This window comes from Lacisediminihabitans changchengi (genome assembly GCF_016634425.1).
Lineage (GTDB): Bacteria > Actinomycetota > Actinomycetes > Actinomycetales > Microbacteriaceae > Lacisediminihabitans > Lacisediminihabitans changchengi.
Genome location: NZ_JAEPES010000004.1, coordinates 164,274 through 180,882 on the forward strand (window position 1 = coordinate 164,274; position 16,609 = coordinate 180,882).

Genomic DNA, 16,609 nt, shown 5'->3' on the forward strand with positions numbered 1-16,609 from the left:
CCCCTAGAAGTCGCCGTACCGGTCGGAGCTGATTCCCGCCGCGATCGCCGCGACGAAGAAGATCACGAAGAAGGCGATGACGATGAGCGCAAACAAAATGCCGACATAGCCGGTGATGATCCCGGTGAGCCACAGGCCCTTGGCATAGGGCTGACGCTTGACCGCGAGGTGACCGGTGACCACCGCGGCGATGCTCGCGAGGAGTCCGAGCCCCAGGAAGGACAGCACGAGACCGCCGATGCCGGTGATCATCGACGCCAGAGAAAGCCCCTGTGGCGGGCCCGGTGTGTATACGGGTGCAGCGGCATAGGGCGCCGGCTGCGGGGTGGTGCCGTAGGCGGGAGGGGCGATGGGCGGTACCGGTGCTGACTGCTCCGGGGTCGGGACCGGGATCGGGGGGATCTCGTTCTCAGGCGTGTCGTTCTCGGCTGCCACTGTTTCCTCCGCGCTGGGCTGTATTTCCGCTCAACGCTACCCGAGGGCAAACAGACGATGGGCCCGCGTTCGATACGAACGTGGGCCCATCGAATGCCGCGAGAGCTTTTAGTAGTTGCCGCTATCGAACGACCCCGACGATGCACCCGCGATAATTCCCACGATGATGATGATCACCCAGATGATGCCGAAGAAGATGCCGACGTAGCCGAGGATCAGCCCGGCGATGGCAAACCCACGGCCAGCCTCGCCAGTGCGCTTGATCTGCGCGAGCGCGATGTGGCTCACCACCACAGCGCCGAGAGAGACGACGAACCCGAGGACGAACCCGACGATCGCCAGAGTGTTCGTCTTCGCGACCGGCGCGGGCGTGCCGGGTGAGTAGGCAGGCGGCGTAGCGGGAGGGGGAGGCGTGGTGCTCATGGGTCGGTTCTCCTTCTGGGTATGAGCCGAAGAGAGCTCGGCGGTCCCCATGGTGTACCACCCAGGTAATCGTGTCAATGGATGCCGACGCGAGTCGTCATCAGCACTTTAAGCCTGGATGTCGGTCACCGACAGTGTGGAGTCCGCCCCGAAGGCGAGGCCGGAGGGCTCGTGCCCGGCCATGATCAGCTGCGCTCCGAGCGCCGCGATCATCGCACCGTTGTCGGTGCACAGCGACAGCGGCGGGATTCTCAGCTCGATTCCCGCGGCTGCGCAGCGCTCCTCGGCGAGCTGGCGGATGCGCGCATTTGCCACGACTCCGCCGCCCAGCAGCAGGCGCGGCACATCGTGATCACGACAGGCCGCGATCGCCTTGGTGAGCAGCACGTCGGCGACAGCCTCGCGGAAACTGGCTGCGACATCCGCGATGGGGATCGGCACGCCGGCATCCGTGCACTGCTCGGTGTAGCGAGCAACGGCGGTCTTGAGTCCGGAGAAGGAGAAGTCGTAGCGGTGCTTCGCGGCATCCTTCTGCTGGGTGAGACCGCGCGGGAAGCGGATGGCTTTGGGGTCGCCGCCGACAGCAGCGCGGTCAATCTCCGGGCCGCCGGGGTATGGCAGGCCGAGCAGGCGAGCAACTTTGTCGAAGGCTTCGCCGGCGGCGTCGTCGATGGTCTCGCCGAGCAGCTCGACATCGGAGACCAGGTCGCGCACCAGCAGCAATGAGGTGTGACCGCCGGAGACCAGTAGCGCGATGGTCGGGTACTCGAGCGGCCCGTCGGTGGGAGAGGCCGCCAGTGGCCCGTCCAGCACGTCGGCGCCGACGTGGCCGACGAGATGGTTGACCGCGTAGAGCGGGGTGTCGAGGGCGACCGACAGCGCCTTCGCCGCACCAACTCCGACCATCAGCGCGCCGGCGAGTCCTGGGCCGCTGGTGACAGCGATGGCGTCGAGATCCTGCAGGGTGACCCCCGCCTCCGCGAGCGCCGCGGTGATGGCCGGGGTCATCGCCTCGAGGTGAGCGCGCGCGGCGATCTCGGGTACCACGCCGCCGAAGCGAGCGTGCTCCTCCATCGACGACGCGATCACGTTGGCGAGCAGGGTGCTTCCGCGCACGATGCCGACACCGGTCTCGTCGCAACTCGTCTCGATGCCGAGCACGAGAGGTTCGCTGATGCTTATTTCCGCGCCGTTCACTTCCGCGCCGTTCATTGTTGCGCCGCCGTTCGTTCGTGGCCTACCGCCGGGCTCAGCCGCGGCTTCTCGATCGCGAGACGCATCACGTTCGCGTCGACCCCATCCGGTTGGTAGTAGGCGACGCGCACGGCGATCTCCTCGAAGCCCAGGGTCTCGTACAGGTGTTGCGCATTCGGATTGTCCGCACGCACCTCGAGAAACAGCTCGCGGGCGCCGCGCTTGGTTGCCTCGGTGATGAGCGCCTGCATGAGCGCACGTCCCAGCCCGCCCCGGCGAGCGGATGCCGCGACAGCGATGGTCTGGATGTCACCCTCCTGCGCCCCCTCCGGCGCGAACAGGCCGGCGTATCCCTCGATAACCGCCGGGTCGTCCACCCGTTCGGCGACCAGGTAGTAGCAGTGCCGGCTGCGCAGGTCACCGAGCATCGCGGTCGGCGTCCAGGCATCGCTGGTGAAGGTGCTGGTCTCGAGGTGCATGATCGGATCGAGGTCGGCCTCGGTGGCGCGGCGGAGCTTCCAGGTCATCAGCTCACCCGCTTGGGCGCGCCCGGCACGACGGCATCCGGCGCGCGGAGGTAGAGCGGCTCGCGTCCGGCGAACGGGCGGCCGTGAAAATACAGCCCTTCGGCGAGAAGACCGAGGGATGCCGCAGAGACCTCCTCCGCGTCCAGCCGCTGAAAGCTCGCGAAGTCGAGAACCGACTCGGGCACGTCGATCGGACGGGACAGCGCCGGCCCCTGCACCCGCGCCGGGAGCCCGAACTCGTCGACGCCGGAGTATGCGGTCCAGTACACCTCGCGCCGGCGGGCATCCGTCACCACCAGCAGCGGACCATCGTTGCCCGCGGCGTAATGGCCGAACGCGATTGCGTCGTGGCTGACGACGCGCACCACCGGCTTGGCTGCGCCGAGCGCGAAGGCCTGGGCGGCAGCGATGCCGACCCGCAGGCCGGTGAAAGGCCCTGGACCCATTCCGGCAACGACACCGGACAGGGCGGTTACCGGCACCCCGGACTGGTCGAGACACAGCTGGATGAGTTCGCCAACCACCTCGGCGTGGCGTCGCGTGTCGGCCTCGCCCACCTCGGCGATGACCCCACGGTCCCGGTCGACGACGGAAACGCTCGTGCCGGCTGAGGTATCGATGGCGAGAAGCATCAGGACAGTTTAAAGCCGGGAAGCGCGAACTCGGCCCAGCGTTCCCCGTGCGGAGTGATCTCCACGGTGCGCGGCTCCACGCCCTCGTCCGTGCTGGCCTCGGCGTTCCGCGAGCCACGGGGCCGCGTGATCTGCAGTCCTAGCCAGTCCTCGGTGATGCCGTCGAGCATCCCGGCCGCCCACTCCACCACCACGATGGAGCCGGCGAAGTCGATGTCGAGATCGTCGAGCTCGGCCGGGCTGCCGAGCCGGTAGGCGTCGACGTGAACGAGCGGGGGCCCGTCCGGGCGGGGATGGGTGCGCGCCAGCACGAAGGTCGGGCTGGTCACGGCACCGCGCACCTGGAGTTCTTCGCCGAGGCCCCGGGTGAAGGTAGTCTTACCCGCACCGAGCTCGCCGTCGAGCGCGACCAGGTCGCCGGCGCGCAGCTGCCGCGCGATGGCGGCGCCGAGCTCATTCATCTCTTCAGGGCTGGACACGGTGACGATCACGGCAGGTAGGTCCGCTCGATGCGTCCGTCGAGGCGGGTGACGATCTCGTAGTTGATGGTGTCCGCGGCCGTGGCCCAGTCGCTCGCGCTCGGTACTCCCGCGGCAGGATCCCCGATCAGCACGGCCCGATCCCCCACGCGCACGTCGGCGTCACCGACGTCGACGACGACCTGATCCATGGCGATCCGCCCGGCGACGGGATAGGTCACTCCCCCGATCGAGACCGGGCCGCGGCCGGATGCCTGGCGCGGGATGCCGTCGGCGTATCCGAGTGGCACGAGCGCCAGGGTGGTGGCGTGCGGAGTGACGTAGTCGTGACCGTAGGAGATGCCGCTGCCGGCCGGCATCCGTTTGACGCTCGCGACCCGCGCACTGAGTTCGAGGGCAGGTCGAAGATCCAGTTCGGCGGAGGGGACGTCGTCGAACGGCGACAGCCCGTAGACGCCGATGCCCCAGCGCACCAGGTCGTAGCGCGCCTCGGGCAGGCTCAGGCCGCCGGCGGTGGCGGCAAGGTGCAGCAGCTCTGGGTCGAGGCCGGCGGCACGGGCGACCTCGACGGCGGTGTCGAAGGCGTCCACCTGGGCGAGGTCGGCGGCGCGACCCGCATTGGCCAGGTGGCTCCAGATGCCGCGGACGTGGAGCCGACCCGCGCGCTGGTGCTCGACCGCCAGCGCGACCATGGCAGGCCAGTCATCCGGTCCCGCGCCGTTGCGACCGAGGCCCGTGTCGACCTTGAGCTGCACGACGGCCGGGCCGCCAATCGCCGCAACGCGCTCGAGCTGCTCGGCATAGCTCACCCCGATGTCGATGCCCGCGTCGATCGCCGACCGGAAATCGGCCTGCGGGTCGTGCAACCAGCTGAGGATCGGAACGCGGATGTTCGCTGCACGCAGCTCCAGCGCCTCCTCGATCGACACGACGCCGAGCCAGTCGATGCCATGCTCCACGGCGGTGCGGGCCACCGGCACGGCACCGTGGCCATAGCCGCGCGACTTGACGACCGCCATCGATAGTCGGCTCGGCGCGGTGCTGCGCAGCACGTCGAGATTGTGGGCGATGGCACCGAGATCGATGCGGGCCTCGCGGAACGGGCGCTCGGTCATCCGTTTCCCTCCGCGACGACGTAGGCCATGGCCACCCCGGCATCGTGACTCATCGACAGATGGATGCGGGTGATGCCTTTTGCCGCCACGATGTCGGCGAGCGCGCCGTACACCTCGAACGACGGGTTGCGCAGGCCGTCGGAGACCACCGCCATGTCGTGCCAGCGCACTCCGGTGGAGTCGCCGAGCGCCTTGATCAGTGCCTCCTTGGCCGCGAACCTCGCCGCCATCGAGCGCAATGGGCGTCGGTCGTCACCGTCGAGCTGCTCGGAGTCGGCGAAGAGCCGCTTCAGCAGCGCCGGGGTGCGATCGGCCGCGCGCTCGAACCTCGCGAGGTCGACCACGTCGATACCGATCCCGACGATCATCTGAAGCTAGCCGATGGGCTCATTCAACCGTGACCGACTTGGCCAGGTTGCGCGGCTGGTCGACGTCGAGGCCCTTGGCCGCGGCGAGCTCCATGGCGAAGATCTGCAGCGGGGCGACCGCGAGCACCGGCTCGAACAGCGTCGAGGCGAGCGGGATGCGGATGACCGTGTCGGCGAAGGGCAGCACCGAGACGTCGCCCTCCTCGGCGATCGCGAGGATACGGGCGCCGCGCGCGCGGATCTCCTGGATGTTGGAGATCACCTTGGGGTGCAGCGAGTTCTCTCCGCGCGGGCTCGGCACCACGACGAAGACGGGCTGGCCGGGCTCGATCAGGGCGATCGGGCCGTGCTTCAGCTCGCCGGCGGCGAAGCCCTCCGCGTGGATGTACGCCAGCTCCTTGAGCTTGAGCGCGCCCTCCAGGGCGATCGGGTAGCCGGCGTGACGGCCGAGGAAGATGACGGAGCGGGTGTCGACCATCCAGCCGGCGAGCTGGCTGATCGAATCCTTCTGCTCGATGACGGTCTCGAGCTGGGCGGGGAGAGCGGCGAGCTCGGCCGTGAGCCCGGCGACGGCCGCGGCATCCAGCTCACCGCGCACGCTGGCGAGGTGCAGACCGAACAGGTAGATGGCGGCGATCTGGGCCACGAAGGCCTTCGTCGAGGCGACGGCGACCTCGGGGCCGGCGTGCGTGTAGAGCACGGCATCCGACTCGCGCGGGATGGTCGAGCCCTGGGTGTTGCAGATCGAGAGGGTGCGGGCGCCGAGCTCCTTGGCGTACTTGACCGCCATGAGCGTGTCCATGGTCTCGCCGGACTGGCTGATCGAGACGACCAGGGTGCGGTTGTCGATCACCGGGTCGCGATAGCGGAACTCGTGCGAGAGCTCCACCGTCACGGGGATGTGCGCCCACTTCTCGATCGCATACTGGCCGAGCATCGCGGCGTACGCGGCGGTACCGCAGCCGAGGAACACCACGCGGGTGATGTCGGTGAGGATGTCCGGGCCGAGCGCATCGAGCTCGGGCAGCTTCACGGCGCCGTCGCTGATGCGACCGATCAGGGTGTTGGCGATCGCGGCGGGCTGCTCGCTGATCTCCTTCGCCATGAAGCTCGACCAGCCGCCCTTCTCGGCAGCGGAGGCATCCCAGGCGACCTCGAACTCGCGGGTCTCGACCGGCACGCCGTCGAAGTCGGTCACGGTGACGGAATCCTTGCGGATGGTCACGACCTGGTCCTGGCCGATCTCCATCGCGCGGTGGGTGTACTCGACGAACGCCGCGACGTCGGAGCCGAGGAAGTTCTCGCCGTCGCCCAGGCCGATCACCAGCGGGGAGTTGCGGCGTGCGCCGACGACAACGCCGGGCTCGTCCTCGTGCAGCACGAGCAGCGTGAAGGCGCCGTGGAGGCGGCCGACGACGTTGCGGAGGGCGAGCGACAGGTCGTGGGTCTGCTGGTACTGGTACCCGACGAGCAGTGCGGCGACCTCGCTGTCGGTCTCGCTCGCGAACACCGTCTCGGGGTGCTCTGCCAGCAGTTCGGCCTTCAGCTCGGAGAAGTTTTCGATGATGCCGTTGTGGATGAGCGCGAGCTTGCCGTCGTCGCCGAGGTGCGGGTGCGCGTTCTCATCGTTCGGACCACCGTGCGTGGCCCAGCGGGTGTGGCCGATGCCGGTCGACCCGTTCTGGAGGTTCGACTCGTCGAGGTCGTCGATGAGCACCTGGAGCTTGCCGGCGCGCTTGCGGGTGTGCAGGTCGCCGTGGGGGTCGATCACGGCGAGGCCGGCGGAGTCGTATCCCCGGTATTCCAGTCGACGAAGCCCTCCCAGCAGTACCTCGACGCTCTGGTCTGCTCCGACATATCCCACGATTCCACACATGGTCGTCGATTTTACGGTACGGATGCTGTGGGAGCGGCGAGCCGCGGCATCCGTTCGCGCCGGGTACCCTGGTGCCCTATGTCTGAGCACGGTTCCGGCCACACAGCAAACGGCGGCAGCGCTACTCCTTTCGTCGAGATCGACCGCGCCGACTGGGCCGCTCTCGCACCGACCACGGAGCTGCCGCTAACCGCCACCGAGCTGGTCGAACTGCGCGGCCTCGGAGACCGCCTCGACATGCGCGAGGTGAGCGAGGTCTATCTGCCGCTGAGCAAATTGCTGAGTCTGTATGCGGTCGGCGCGCGTCGCCTGCACCGCGACACGAGCAGGTTCTTGCGGCGGGACGACATCCAGACCACCCCGTTCGTGATCGGGGTCGCCGGCTCCGTCGCCGTCGGCAAATCCACGGTGGCACGCCTGCTGCGCGAGTTGCTGTCGCGCTGGGATGACACCCCCCGCGTCGAGCTGGTGACCACCGACGGGTTTCTGCACACCAACGCCGAGCTCGAGCGCCGCGGGATCATGGATCGCAAGGGCTTTCCCGAGTCGTACGACCGCCGCGCGCTGCTGCGCTTCGTCACCAAGGTGAAGAGTGGTGCCGCCGAGGTGCGTGCTCCGTTCTATTCACATCTGAGCTACGACATCGTGCGGGATGCCGAGATCGTTGTGCGCCGCCCGGACATCCTGATCGTCGAGGGCCTCAACGTGCTGCAACCACCGAGCGACGGCCACGGGCTCGCGGTCAGTGACCTGTTCGACTTCACCATCTACGTGGATGCCCGCACCGCCGACATCGCGACCTGGTACGAGGAGCGCTTTCTCGCACTGCGCGAGGGCGCGTTCGCCAACCCGAAGTCGTATTTCCACCGCTTCGCCGGGCTTGAGCTCGACGAGGCGAAGCGACTGGCTCGCGGCTTCTGGTCGCAGATCAACGAGCCCAACCTGATCGAGAACGTGCTGCCGACGCGCTCGCGCGCCGACCTGGTGCTGCGCAAGGGCACCGACCACGCGGTCAGCAGCGTTCTGCTCCGCAAGCTCTAGCATCGCCTCGACGGCGGGCGGGAGACATCCTGCGTGTCGGGGCGCGCATCATCCGCCCCCCTCCACTTCCGAAATGCAGGCCGAAATCGCCGCCACGCCGCATCGATAAGCCGCTCGGCGGCGTGGCGGCGCGTTTCGCCTTCATTTCGGAAAGTGAGCGGGACCGGGATGGCGGCCGTGCGGGTTTCGATACGCGTGCTCGTTCCTCGCGCGCTACTCAACCAACAGATCAGACGGTGAGGCGCAGATCAGACGGTGAGGCGCTCGCGCACTACCTCGGCGAGGTCCGCCGCAATCTCGTCGGCGATCGCCTGGTGCTCGGCCTCGACCATCACGCGCACGAGCGGCTCGGTTCCCGACGGCCGCAGCAGTACGCGTCCGGTCTCACCCAGGCGCTCCTCGGCAGCGATGACGGCGGTCGCGATGACCTGATCCGTCTTCAGCGCGTGGTGATCGACCCCGCGCACGTTGATCATGATCTGCGGGTAGACGGTCATCACCGATGCCAACTCGGCCAGCGACTTGCCGGTGCGTGCCATCTCCGCCACCAGCTGGAGGCCGGTGAGGATGCCGTCGCCGGTCGTCGCGTTCTCGGTCATGATCACGTGACCGGACTGCTCGCCGCCGAGGCTCAGGCCGCGGTCGTTGAGGGTCTCGAGCACATAGCGGTCGCCGACCGCGGTCTGCAGCAGGGTGATGCCGTGTTCCGCCATCGCGATTTTGAGCCCGAGGTTGCTCATCACCGTGGCGACGAGGGTGTCATCCTTGAGCTCGCCGCGTTCTTTCATCGCCAGCGCGAGGATCGCCATGATCTGATCGCCGTCGACGATGTTGCCGGCCGCATCGACCGCGAGGCAGCGGTCAGCATCGCCGTCGTGCGCGATGCCGACGTCGGCACCGTGAGCGAGGACTGCCCGCGCGAGGTTGTCGAGGTGGGTGGACCCGACTCCGTCATTGATGTTGTAGCCGTCAGGGTCTGCACCGATCAGGGTGACCTTCGCCCCGGCGTCCGTGAACACCTCGGGAGAAATGCCCGCGGCCGCGCCGTTGGCGCAGTCGAGCACGACATGGATGCCGTCGAGCCGGTTCTTGAGCGTCGACAACAGGTGCACGACGTAGCGGTCTTCCGCGTCGGCGAAGCGGCGGATGCGTCCGACCTCGACGCCGGTGGGGGCGAGCTTGCGCTCGCCGAGCGCTGCTTCGATGCGGTCTTCGACCTCATCCGGAAGCTTGGTTCCGCCCACGGCGAAGAATTTGATGCCGTTGTCTGGCGCCGGGTTGTGCGACGCGGAGATCATCACGCCGAAGTCGGCGTCGAAATCGGCGACGAGGAAGGCGAGGGCGGGAGTCGGGATCACTCCGGCGTCGTAGATGTCGACCCCGGAGCTGGCGAGTCCGGCGGCGACGGCCGCGGAGATGAACTCCCCGGAGACGCGAGGGTCACGGGCGACGACGGCGATGGGGCGACGGCCGGAGGCGCGACGGCCATCGGCCATCCGCCCCTTGCCAAGAACGACGGCCGCGGCCTGAGCCAGCCCGAGGGCCAGCTCGACCGTCAGGCCGTCGTTCGCAAGGCCCCGAACTCCGTCGGTGCCGAAAAGGCGGGGCATGGCAGCTACAGCGCTGGTTAGCGCTTCGAGAACTGAGGCGCCTTACGGGCCTTCTTGAGTCCAGCCTTCTTACGCTCTTTGACGCGAGCGTCGCGGCTGAGGAAGCCGGCCTTCTTGAGCGAAGCGCGGTTGTTCTCTTCGTCGATGAGGTTCAGCGAGCGGGCGATGCCGAGACGCAGCGCGCCGGCCTGGCCGGAGGGGCCACCACCGGTGATGCGCGCGACGACGTCGTAGCTGCCGAGCAGGTCGAGGACCTTGAACGGGTCGTTGATCAGCTGCTGGTGCAGCTTGTTCGGGAAGTAGTCGGCGAGCTCACGGCCGTTGACCGTGAAGTTGCCGGAGCCGGGAACGATGCGTACGCGGGCAATGGCCTGCTTGCGACGGCCGACGGCTGCGCCGGGAACGTTGAGAACGGCGCGAGGAACCTTGACGGCGGCCTCGGGTGCACTCTCGGTGGTGTAGCTCTCGACAACGCTCTCGTCGAGGGAATCTGCGATCTTCGCCATGATGTGAAGTCCTTATGTATCTCTGGTCGGCGCTACTGCGCGACCTGGCCGAAAGTGTAGGTCTTGGGCTGCTGGGCAGCGTGGGGGTGCTCGGCGCCCGCGTAGACCTTCAGCTTCGTGAGCTGTGCGCGTCCGATCGAGTTCTTGGGGAGCATGCCACGGATGGCCTTCTCGACGGCGCGCGTCGGGTGCTTCTCCAGCATCTCGGAGTAGGTGGTCGCCGTCAGGCCGCCCGGGTAACCCGAGTGGCGGTAGGCCTTCTTCTGCGCGAGCTTGGAGCCGGTGAGGGCCACCTTCTCGGCGTTGATGATGATGACGAAGTCGCCCATGTCCATGTGGGGGGCGAAGGTGGCCTTGTGCTTTCCGCGCAGCAGAACAGCTGCGTGGGTGGCGAGTCGGCCGAGGACGACGTCAGTCGCGTCGATGATCAGCCATTCGCGCTGAACATCGTCGGGCTTGGGAGAAAAGGTGCGCGTCACAGTAGTGCTGCTTTCTTCAGTCGAAATGAGGCGTTCGTGAATCCCACTCCGATGGGCATTTCGATCACGATGTGAGGGGAATGCTGCCGGTGGAGGGCTCAACTTCGGGTGCAGCGCAAAGCGGCGCTGGCACCAAGGGTCTACAGTAGTCGATTCCGGGCCCGAGGGTCAAACGGATGCGCGCCTGGCACGAGTCTGCTCCGCACGCAGGGCGAGCCCGGCATCCTCGGGGTACCCGACCTGCATCAGGGTGAGGCCGCGGGCCGGCGCCACCCGGAAGTCGCTGGTGCGCTCCAGCCGGTCCCGCAGCACGACGAGTTGCGACGGGTCGAGCTTGCCCTCCCCCACCGAGATGCTCGCGCCGACGAGAGCGCGCACCATGCTGTGGCAGAAGGCATCGGCCTTGACACTCGCGAGCAAGACTCCGTCGGGCAGACGACTCCAGCGGAAGTCCTGCAGGGTGCGGATGGTCGTCGCTCCCTCGCGCGGCTTGCAGAACGTGCCGAAGTCGTGGAGACCGACGAGAGTGGATGCCGCGGCATCCATCGCGTCCACCCCGAGCGTTGCCGGGTACCAGACCGTGCGATTACGGGCGAGCGGATCGCGCAGGCCGAGATTGTCGGCGACGCGGTACTCGTACCGACGCCAGATCGCGGAGAACCGGGCGTCGAAGCCGCTCGGCGCGACGGATGCGCGGGAGACGTAGACATCCGTCTCCAGTCCGGCGATGCCGTTGAGGCGACGACGCAGCGTGCTGGCTGCATCCGTGGCGGGCGGCAGCTTGCCGCGGCGACGCTGCAACACGGCGATCTGACGGTCGGTGAGGTCGACGTGAGCCACCTGGCCGAGCGCGTGCACGCCGGCATCCGTTCTCCCGGCGACGGTGAGCGCGGGAGGCGGACCGACTCGGCCGAAGACGGTCTTCAGTGCTTCTTCGAGGTCGCCCTGCACGGTGCGGAGGTCGGGCTGACGGGTCCAGCCGCTGAACGCGGTGCCGTCGTACGCGATGTCGAGGCGAAAACGGGTGGTCGGTTCGTCGACCGCATCTTCCCCCGTGCTCATTCCATCGATTCTAGGCTGGCCGGTTTCACCCGGCCCGTTTCACCGTGCGCTTTTGACCTTGCCGCCACGACGGGGGAAGCTTGATCACTCCATGTCTTCCCCCTCCCCCCGCTCCGCGCACCTCCCCGGCCTCGACGGACTCCGGGCGATCGCCGTGCTCGCGGTGCTCGTCTATCACCTGAGCCCCGGCGCGCTCACCGGCGGATTTCTCGGCGTCGACATCTTCTTCGTGATCAGCGGATTCCTCATCACCGGGCTGGTGCTTCGAGAGCGCGAGACCACGGGTCGCCTGCGCCTCCGGGCGTTCTGGTTGCGTCGCGCCCGGCGCTTGCTCCCCGCCCTCGGCGCGCTGCTGCTGGTCTGCTCCGCGGTGGCCTGGCTGATCGGCGGGGACGTGCTGCTGCATCTCGGTCGGCAGCTGCTCGGGGCGGTGACCTTCAGCAGCAACTGGGTGGCGGTGGCGAACGACCAGAGCTACTTCGACGAGACCGCGCCCGAGCTGTTCCGCAATCTCTGGTCGCTCGCGGTGGAGGAACAGTTCTACCTGGTCTGGCCGCTGCTCGTGCTGCCGCTCGCCCTCATCCGTTCCCGCCGGGTGCGCGTGGCGATCGTGGCGATCATCGCCGCCGGTTCCGCCGTAGCCATGGCCGTACTGTTCCCTCCGGCTGGGGACGCGACGCGCGTCTATTACGGCACCGACACGCACAGCTTCGGGCTGGCGATCGGCGCGGTCCTCGCCATCCTCACCTCCCGCTGGACCGTCTCTCGACTGGTCGCCGCCCGCTGGTTCCGGGTGCTCGCCCCCATCCTCGGGGCGCTGTCGCTCGCCGCGCTGGTCGTCGTCGCGTCGGTTTTCACGACGGATGCCCCGCTCGTCTACCGCGGCGGATTGGTCGCCGTCGCGCTGCTGACCGCCATCGTCATCTGGGGGTCGATCACGCCAGGGTCACCGCTCGGACGGGCACTCGACCTGGCCCCGCTGCGCTGGGTCGGCACCCGCTCTTACGGAATCTACCTGTGGCACTGGCCCGTCTTCGTGTTGCTGGTCGCCGCCTTCCCGTCGTGGGAACGCACCGGCGGCAGCGGCTGGCTGCTCGGCGGAGTGGCTGCCGCGATCACCGTCACGGCGGCGGCCCTCTCGTACCGATTCCTCGAGCAGCCGATACGTCGTGACGGGTTCCGCGCGGTCGCCGGGCGCTGGTTCGGCGGTTGGCGTGGCATCCGAGGTGTCGGCACCGCGGCCACCGTGCTGGTCGTCGGCGCGCTCGTTGCAACGACGACCGTCGCCGTGCTGGCAGAACCGGATCAGGGGGACGCGCAGGCGCTCATCGAGCGCGGCAAGGCGGCGATCGCCTCGGCCACCGCCGCCCCAACGCCGACGCCAACGCCCTCTGCCGCGCCGGGAACCCCCACCCCCGGGCCGACGGAGTTGCCCCCACCTCCCGCTGGCGCGGACATTACGGCGATCGGCGACTCCGTCATGCTGGCCTCCGCGCCCGAATTGCAGGCCGCCTTTCCCGGAATCGCGATCGACGCGGTCGTCTCGCGTCAGGCATCCGCCGCTCCCGCGATCGTGCAGGGCATGGTGGATGCCGGAATCCTTCGCAGCACCCTGATCCTCGGCCTCGGCACCAACGGCCCGGTCGACGAGTCGGTGCTCGAGCGCATCCACCACATCGTCGGTGGCGGGCATCGCATCGTCGTGGTCGACGTGCAGGCTCCGCGCGGCTGGGTGCCCGGGGTTAACACCGAGCTCGGCCACTTCGCCGACGAGCATCGCAACGTGGAGCTCGCCCACTGGCAGGAGGCGATCGCGGGCCAGCTGAATCTGCTGGCGCGGGACCAGATCCATCCCGGCTCCCGCGGTGGCCAGGTCTACGTGGACTGCGTGAAGGCCGCACTGCAGCGGCTCGACGACCTGCCTCCGCTGCAGGGCGCGCAAGAGTTCTGGCTTCCCCAGGTGCCCCCGCTGCTGAGGCGCTGACCTATCGCCGATCGCGCGGGCGGAGCATGATCGGGGCATGGACATCGATCCGATCGAGCCGATGCTCGCCAAAGCACTGACCATCGTGCCCGAGCCAGACAGCGTCGCCGGCGGCCTCGGCTACGAGCCGAAGTGGGACGGCTTTCGCGCCATCGTGTACTGGGATGGCGAAAGTGTGGAGATCGGCAGTCGCGGGGCGAAGAGCCTGACCCGCTACTTTCCCGAACTCGTGGCCGAGTGTGCGCGGCAGTTGCCACAGCCCTGCGTGCTCGACGGGGAGATCGTCGTGCGAAGCGCAATCGGAGGCGGCGAACACCTCGACTGGGAGGCGCTGTCGCAGCGCATCCATCCGGCCGCGAGCCGCGTCGCGTCGCTGTCTGTCGAGACGCCAGCCTCTTTCGTCGCGTTCGACCTCCTCGGCCTTGGCTCGGAGTCCCTCCTCGATGCGCCGTTCGCCGACCGTCGCGCCGCACTCGAGACGCTGTTCGCCGACCTGAGCGCGCCGCTGCACCTCACCCGTCAGACGCGGGATGTCGCGCTCGCCCGCCGCTGGCTGGTCGAGTTCGAGGGAGCGGGACTCGACGGCGTCGTGAGCAAGCCGCTCGCCGCGGGCTATGCCCCGGGTAAGCGGCTGATGCTCAAGACCAAACACGTGCGAACAGCGGATGTCGTGCTCACCGGCTACCGCGTGCACAAGAGCGGGAGCGGGGTCGGGTCGCTACTGCTCAGCCTCTACGACGCGCGAGGAGAACTACGCGGAGTGGGCGGAGCGTCGGCCTTCACCGACGTGCGACGGCGCGAACTCATCGACGAGCTCGCGCCACTGGTGGCCGACGACCCGCACGGCGAGGGCGAGCGCAGCCGCTTCTCGGGCAGTCGCGACATGTCCTTCGTTCGCCTCCGCCCAGAACGGGTGCTCGAGGTGAAGTACGACCAGATGGAGGGCGAACGCTTTCGGCATACCGTGCAGTTTCTGCGCTGGCGTCCGGATCGGGATGCTCGGTCCTGTACGTTCGAGCAACTCGAGGTTCCGGCGGGCTACGACCTCGCCGAGGTGCTCTCAACGCCGGTCGAGTAGGGCCCGACTAACGAGGACGCGTATCGAGACCCACCACGCGAAGGTTTCGATGCGCGAGCGCCCCAGAGGGCGCACTCAATCAACGGAGCGGGCGGTTACTGCTTCTTCGCTCGGCTCGGCTGCACCCGCGGGGGCTCACCCGGCATCTTCGGATAGTCGGGCGGGAAGGGCAGCTCGCCTAGGCCGTTCGACACGTCACGCTCCCACCACTCGAGCAGGGTGGTCATGCTGCCGCGGTGCTCTGCCATACCGTGCCAGGGGTCGCCGACGGTGGCGAGGCGCTGAGGAACAGTGAGGATCGTGAAGTCGGTCGGGGCGACATCCGCAAGCTCGCCCCAGCTCACCGGCGTTGAGACGGTCGCGGTCGCAAGCGCGCGCGGGCTATACGCCCCCGCCATGGTGCGATCGCGCGCCGCCTGGTTGAAATCGACGAAGATTCGCTCGCCGCGTTGCTCCTTCCACCAGGCGGTGGTAACCCGCTCCGGCATCCGTCGTTCCAACTCGCGCGCGGCGGCGATCACCCCGTGGCGCACGTCGAGAAACTCGTGCTCGGCGGCAATCGGGGCGAAAACATGGATGCCGCGGTTGCCCGAGGTCTTCACGAACGCGGTGAGCCCTGCTTCGGTCAGCACCTCGCGCAGGGCGAAAGCGGCGGTGACGGCATCGTCGAAGTCGGTGCCCGGCTGCGGGTCGAGGTCGATCCGCACCTGGTCGGGGTTGTCGGTGTTGCTTGTAAGCGACGGCCAGGGGTGGAACACGACGGTGTTCATCTGCGCCATCCAGACCGCGGCCGCCGGCTCGTCGATCACGAGCTGCGGATGCGTGCGACCGCTCGGAAAGGTCACGTCGACGGTGCGGATGAAATCCGGCACACCCCGCGGCGGATTCTTGGAAAAGAACTGCTCACCGTCGATGGTGTCGGAGAACCGTTGAAGAGACACGGGACGATCGCCTATCGCCTCGACGAAAGCGGAGCCGACCGCGACGAGGTACTTCACGAGGTCGAGTTTGGTGATGCCGACCTCGGGCCAGATCACCCGGGACGGACTAGAGACGCGCATCTCGCGCAGGCCGTCGGGACCGGGGACTTCGAGCGTCGTCGCTTCACTGGCCATGCGACGAAATGTACGCCGAATACGAACCGGCCGGTGAAACACGAATGGCCCCGTCTGTCGACGGGGCCATTCGAGAGTTACAGCGGAACGACTACTTGACGTCCTCGGGAGCGTCCTGCGCGGGTCCACCCTCGGCGACGACCTCGGCGGTCTCCTCCGAAACGGCGTCCTTCTGCTCCTGGGTCTCCTCAGAGACAGCCTCGTCGGCGGTCTCCTCGGCCGGGGTCTCGTCCACAACGTCCTCGGCGGGAGTCTCGTCGACCGGGGCAGCCTTCGGCGCCTTGGTCGAGGTCTTCGCCTTGGGCTTCGCGTTCACGGGCTCGAGCACGAGCTCGATCTGCACCATGGACGCGTTGTCGCCCTTGCGGAAGCCGAGCTTGGTGATGCGGGTGTAGCCGCCGTCACGGTGCTCGACGAGCGGCGCGATCTCGGTGAAGAGCTCGTGGATGACGCTCTTGTCGCCGATGATCGCGAGCGCACGACGACGGTTGTGCAGGTCGCCCTTCTTCGCGAAGGTGATGAGCCGCTCGGCGACCGGACGCAGGCGCTTGGCCTTGGTCTCGGTCGTCTTGATGCTCTTGTGGGTGAAGAGGGCGGCCGCGAGGTTCGCGAGCATGAGACGCTCGTGCGCGGGTCCTCCACCGAGGCGGGGTCCCTTGGTAGGTGTAGGCATGTCTAGTTCTCC

Annotated in this window: 18 protein-coding genes; 3 read left to right on the forward strand and 15 right to left on the reverse strand. The window is 68.1% G+C overall.

From position 1 onward, the window contains the following. Positions 1 to 3 precede the first annotated feature (3 nt). From IV501_RS11960 to glmS, 9 genes are all read right to left on the reverse strand, one after another. Positions 4 to 435, reverse strand: a complete 432-nt coding sequence (locus IV501_RS11960; RefSeq protein ID WP_200556565.1) for a DUF4190 domain-containing protein — start codon at positions 433 to 435, stop codon at positions 4 to 6. Between the two features lie 108 nt (positions 436 to 543). Then, entirely contained in the window at positions 544 to 858 is a 315-nt protein-coding gene (locus IV501_RS11965; protein WP_200556566.1) for a DUF4190 domain-containing protein, read from the reverse strand. A gap of 108 nt (positions 859 to 966) precedes the next feature. Beyond that, positions 967 to 2,070: a tRNA (adenosine(37)-N6)-threonylcarbamoyltransferase complex transferase subunit TsaD gene (gene tsaD / locus IV501_RS11970; RefSeq protein WP_200556567.1), complete on the reverse strand. Its 1,104-nt coding sequence runs from the start codon at positions 2,068 to 2,070 to the stop codon at positions 967 to 969. Then, the gene (gene rimI / locus IV501_RS11975) at positions 2,067 to 2,579 is read right to left on the reverse strand and encodes a ribosomal protein S18-alanine N-acetyltransferase (RefSeq protein WP_200556568.1); all 513 of its coding nucleotides are present in this window, start codon (positions 2,577 to 2,579) and stop codon (positions 2,067 to 2,069) included. Before rimI ends, tsaD begins: the two co-directional genes overlap by 4 nt. Further along, positions 2,579 to 3,211, reverse strand: coding sequence for a tRNA (adenosine(37)-N6)-threonylcarbamoyltransferase complex dimerization subunit type 1 TsaB (tsaB, locus tag IV501_RS11980; protein ID WP_200556569.1), 633 nt, complete (start codon positions 3,209 to 3,211; stop codon positions 2,579 to 2,581). The genes rimI and tsaB overlap by 1 nt, the downstream gene beginning before the upstream one ends. Continuing rightward, a complete protein-coding gene (gene tsaE, locus IV501_RS11985; RefSeq protein ID WP_307812269.1) occupies positions 3,211 to 3,702 on the reverse strand; it encodes a tRNA (adenosine(37)-N6)-threonylcarbamoyltransferase complex ATPase subunit type 1 TsaE in 492 nt (163 codons plus the stop codon). Before tsaE ends, tsaB begins: the two co-directional genes overlap by 1 nt. Then, positions 3,699 to 4,805 (reverse strand): alanine racemase, encoded by a 1,107-nt coding sequence (gene alr / locus IV501_RS11990; RefSeq protein ID WP_200556570.1) that lies wholly within the window; start codon positions 4,803 to 4,805, stop codon positions 3,699 to 3,701. Before alr ends, tsaE begins: the two co-directional genes overlap by 4 nt. Next, on the reverse strand, positions 4,802 to 5,173 hold the full coding sequence (locus IV501_RS11995) for a holo-ACP synthase (protein WP_200556571.1): 372 nt from the start codon (positions 5,171 to 5,173) through the stop codon (positions 4,802 to 4,804). The genes alr and IV501_RS11995 overlap by 4 nt, the downstream gene beginning before the upstream one ends. 19 nt (positions 5,174 to 5,192) lie before the next feature. Next, the gene (gene glmS, locus IV501_RS12000; protein WP_200556572.1) at positions 5,193 to 7,049 is read right to left on the reverse strand and encodes a glutamine--fructose-6-phosphate transaminase (isomerizing); all 1,857 of its coding nucleotides are present in this window, start codon (positions 7,047 to 7,049) and stop codon (positions 5,193 to 5,195) included. 78 nt (positions 7,050 to 7,127) lie between these two features. Here glmS and coaA point away from each other — a divergent pair, with 78 nt between their 5' ends. Further along, entirely contained in the window at positions 7,128 to 8,090 is a 963-nt protein-coding gene (gene coaA, locus IV501_RS12005; RefSeq protein WP_200556573.1) for a type I pantothenate kinase, read from the forward strand. Positions 8,091 to 8,338: 248 nt separating this feature from the next. Here the strand turns inward: coaA and glmM are convergent, their stop codons facing one another. From glmM to truA, 4 genes are all read right to left on the reverse strand, one after another. After that, positions 8,339 to 9,700 (reverse strand): phosphoglucosamine mutase, encoded by a 1,362-nt coding sequence (gene glmM / locus IV501_RS12010; RefSeq protein WP_200556574.1) that lies wholly within the window; start codon positions 9,698 to 9,700, stop codon positions 8,339 to 8,341. 17 nt (positions 9,701 to 9,717) lie between these two features. Further along, positions 9,718 to 10,206, reverse strand: a complete 489-nt coding sequence (gene rpsI, locus IV501_RS12015; protein WP_200556575.1) for a 30S ribosomal protein S9 — start codon at positions 10,204 to 10,206, stop codon at positions 9,718 to 9,720. A gap of 32 nt (positions 10,207 to 10,238) precedes the next feature. After that, positions 10,239 to 10,685: a 50S ribosomal protein L13 gene (rplM, locus tag IV501_RS12020; RefSeq protein ID WP_200556576.1), complete on the reverse strand. Its 447-nt coding sequence runs from the start codon at positions 10,683 to 10,685 to the stop codon at positions 10,239 to 10,241. Between the two features lie 168 nt (positions 10,686 to 10,853). Further along, a complete protein-coding gene (truA, locus tag IV501_RS12025) occupies positions 10,854 to 11,747 on the reverse strand; it encodes a tRNA pseudouridine(38-40) synthase TruA (protein ID WP_200556577.1) in 894 nt (297 codons plus the stop codon). 91 nt (positions 11,748 to 11,838) lie between these two features. Here truA and IV501_RS12030 point away from each other — a divergent pair, with 91 nt between their 5' ends. Both IV501_RS12030 and IV501_RS12035 read left to right on the forward strand, forming a co-directional pair. Continuing rightward, positions 11,839 to 13,731 (forward strand): acyltransferase family protein, encoded by a 1,893-nt coding sequence (locus tag IV501_RS12030; RefSeq protein ID WP_200556578.1) that lies wholly within the window; start codon positions 11,839 to 11,841, stop codon positions 13,729 to 13,731. Between the two features lie 37 nt (positions 13,732 to 13,768). Next, positions 13,769 to 14,809 (forward strand): ATP-dependent DNA ligase, encoded by a 1,041-nt coding sequence (locus IV501_RS12035; protein WP_234698516.1) that lies wholly within the window; start codon positions 13,769 to 13,771, stop codon positions 14,807 to 14,809. A 95-nt stretch (positions 14,810 to 14,904) separates the two neighbouring features. On the opposite strand, the gene ligD is transcribed toward IV501_RS12035, so the two are convergent. Then, a complete protein-coding gene (gene ligD, locus IV501_RS12040; RefSeq protein WP_200556579.1) occupies positions 14,905 to 15,924 on the reverse strand; it encodes a non-homologous end-joining DNA ligase in 1,020 nt (339 codons plus the stop codon). Between the two features lie 91 nt (positions 15,925 to 16,015). After that, positions 16,016 to 16,597, reverse strand: a complete 582-nt coding sequence (rplQ, locus tag IV501_RS12045; RefSeq protein WP_200556580.1) for a 50S ribosomal protein L17 — start codon at positions 16,595 to 16,597, stop codon at positions 16,016 to 16,018. Positions 16,598 to 16,609: the final 12 nt, after the last annotated feature.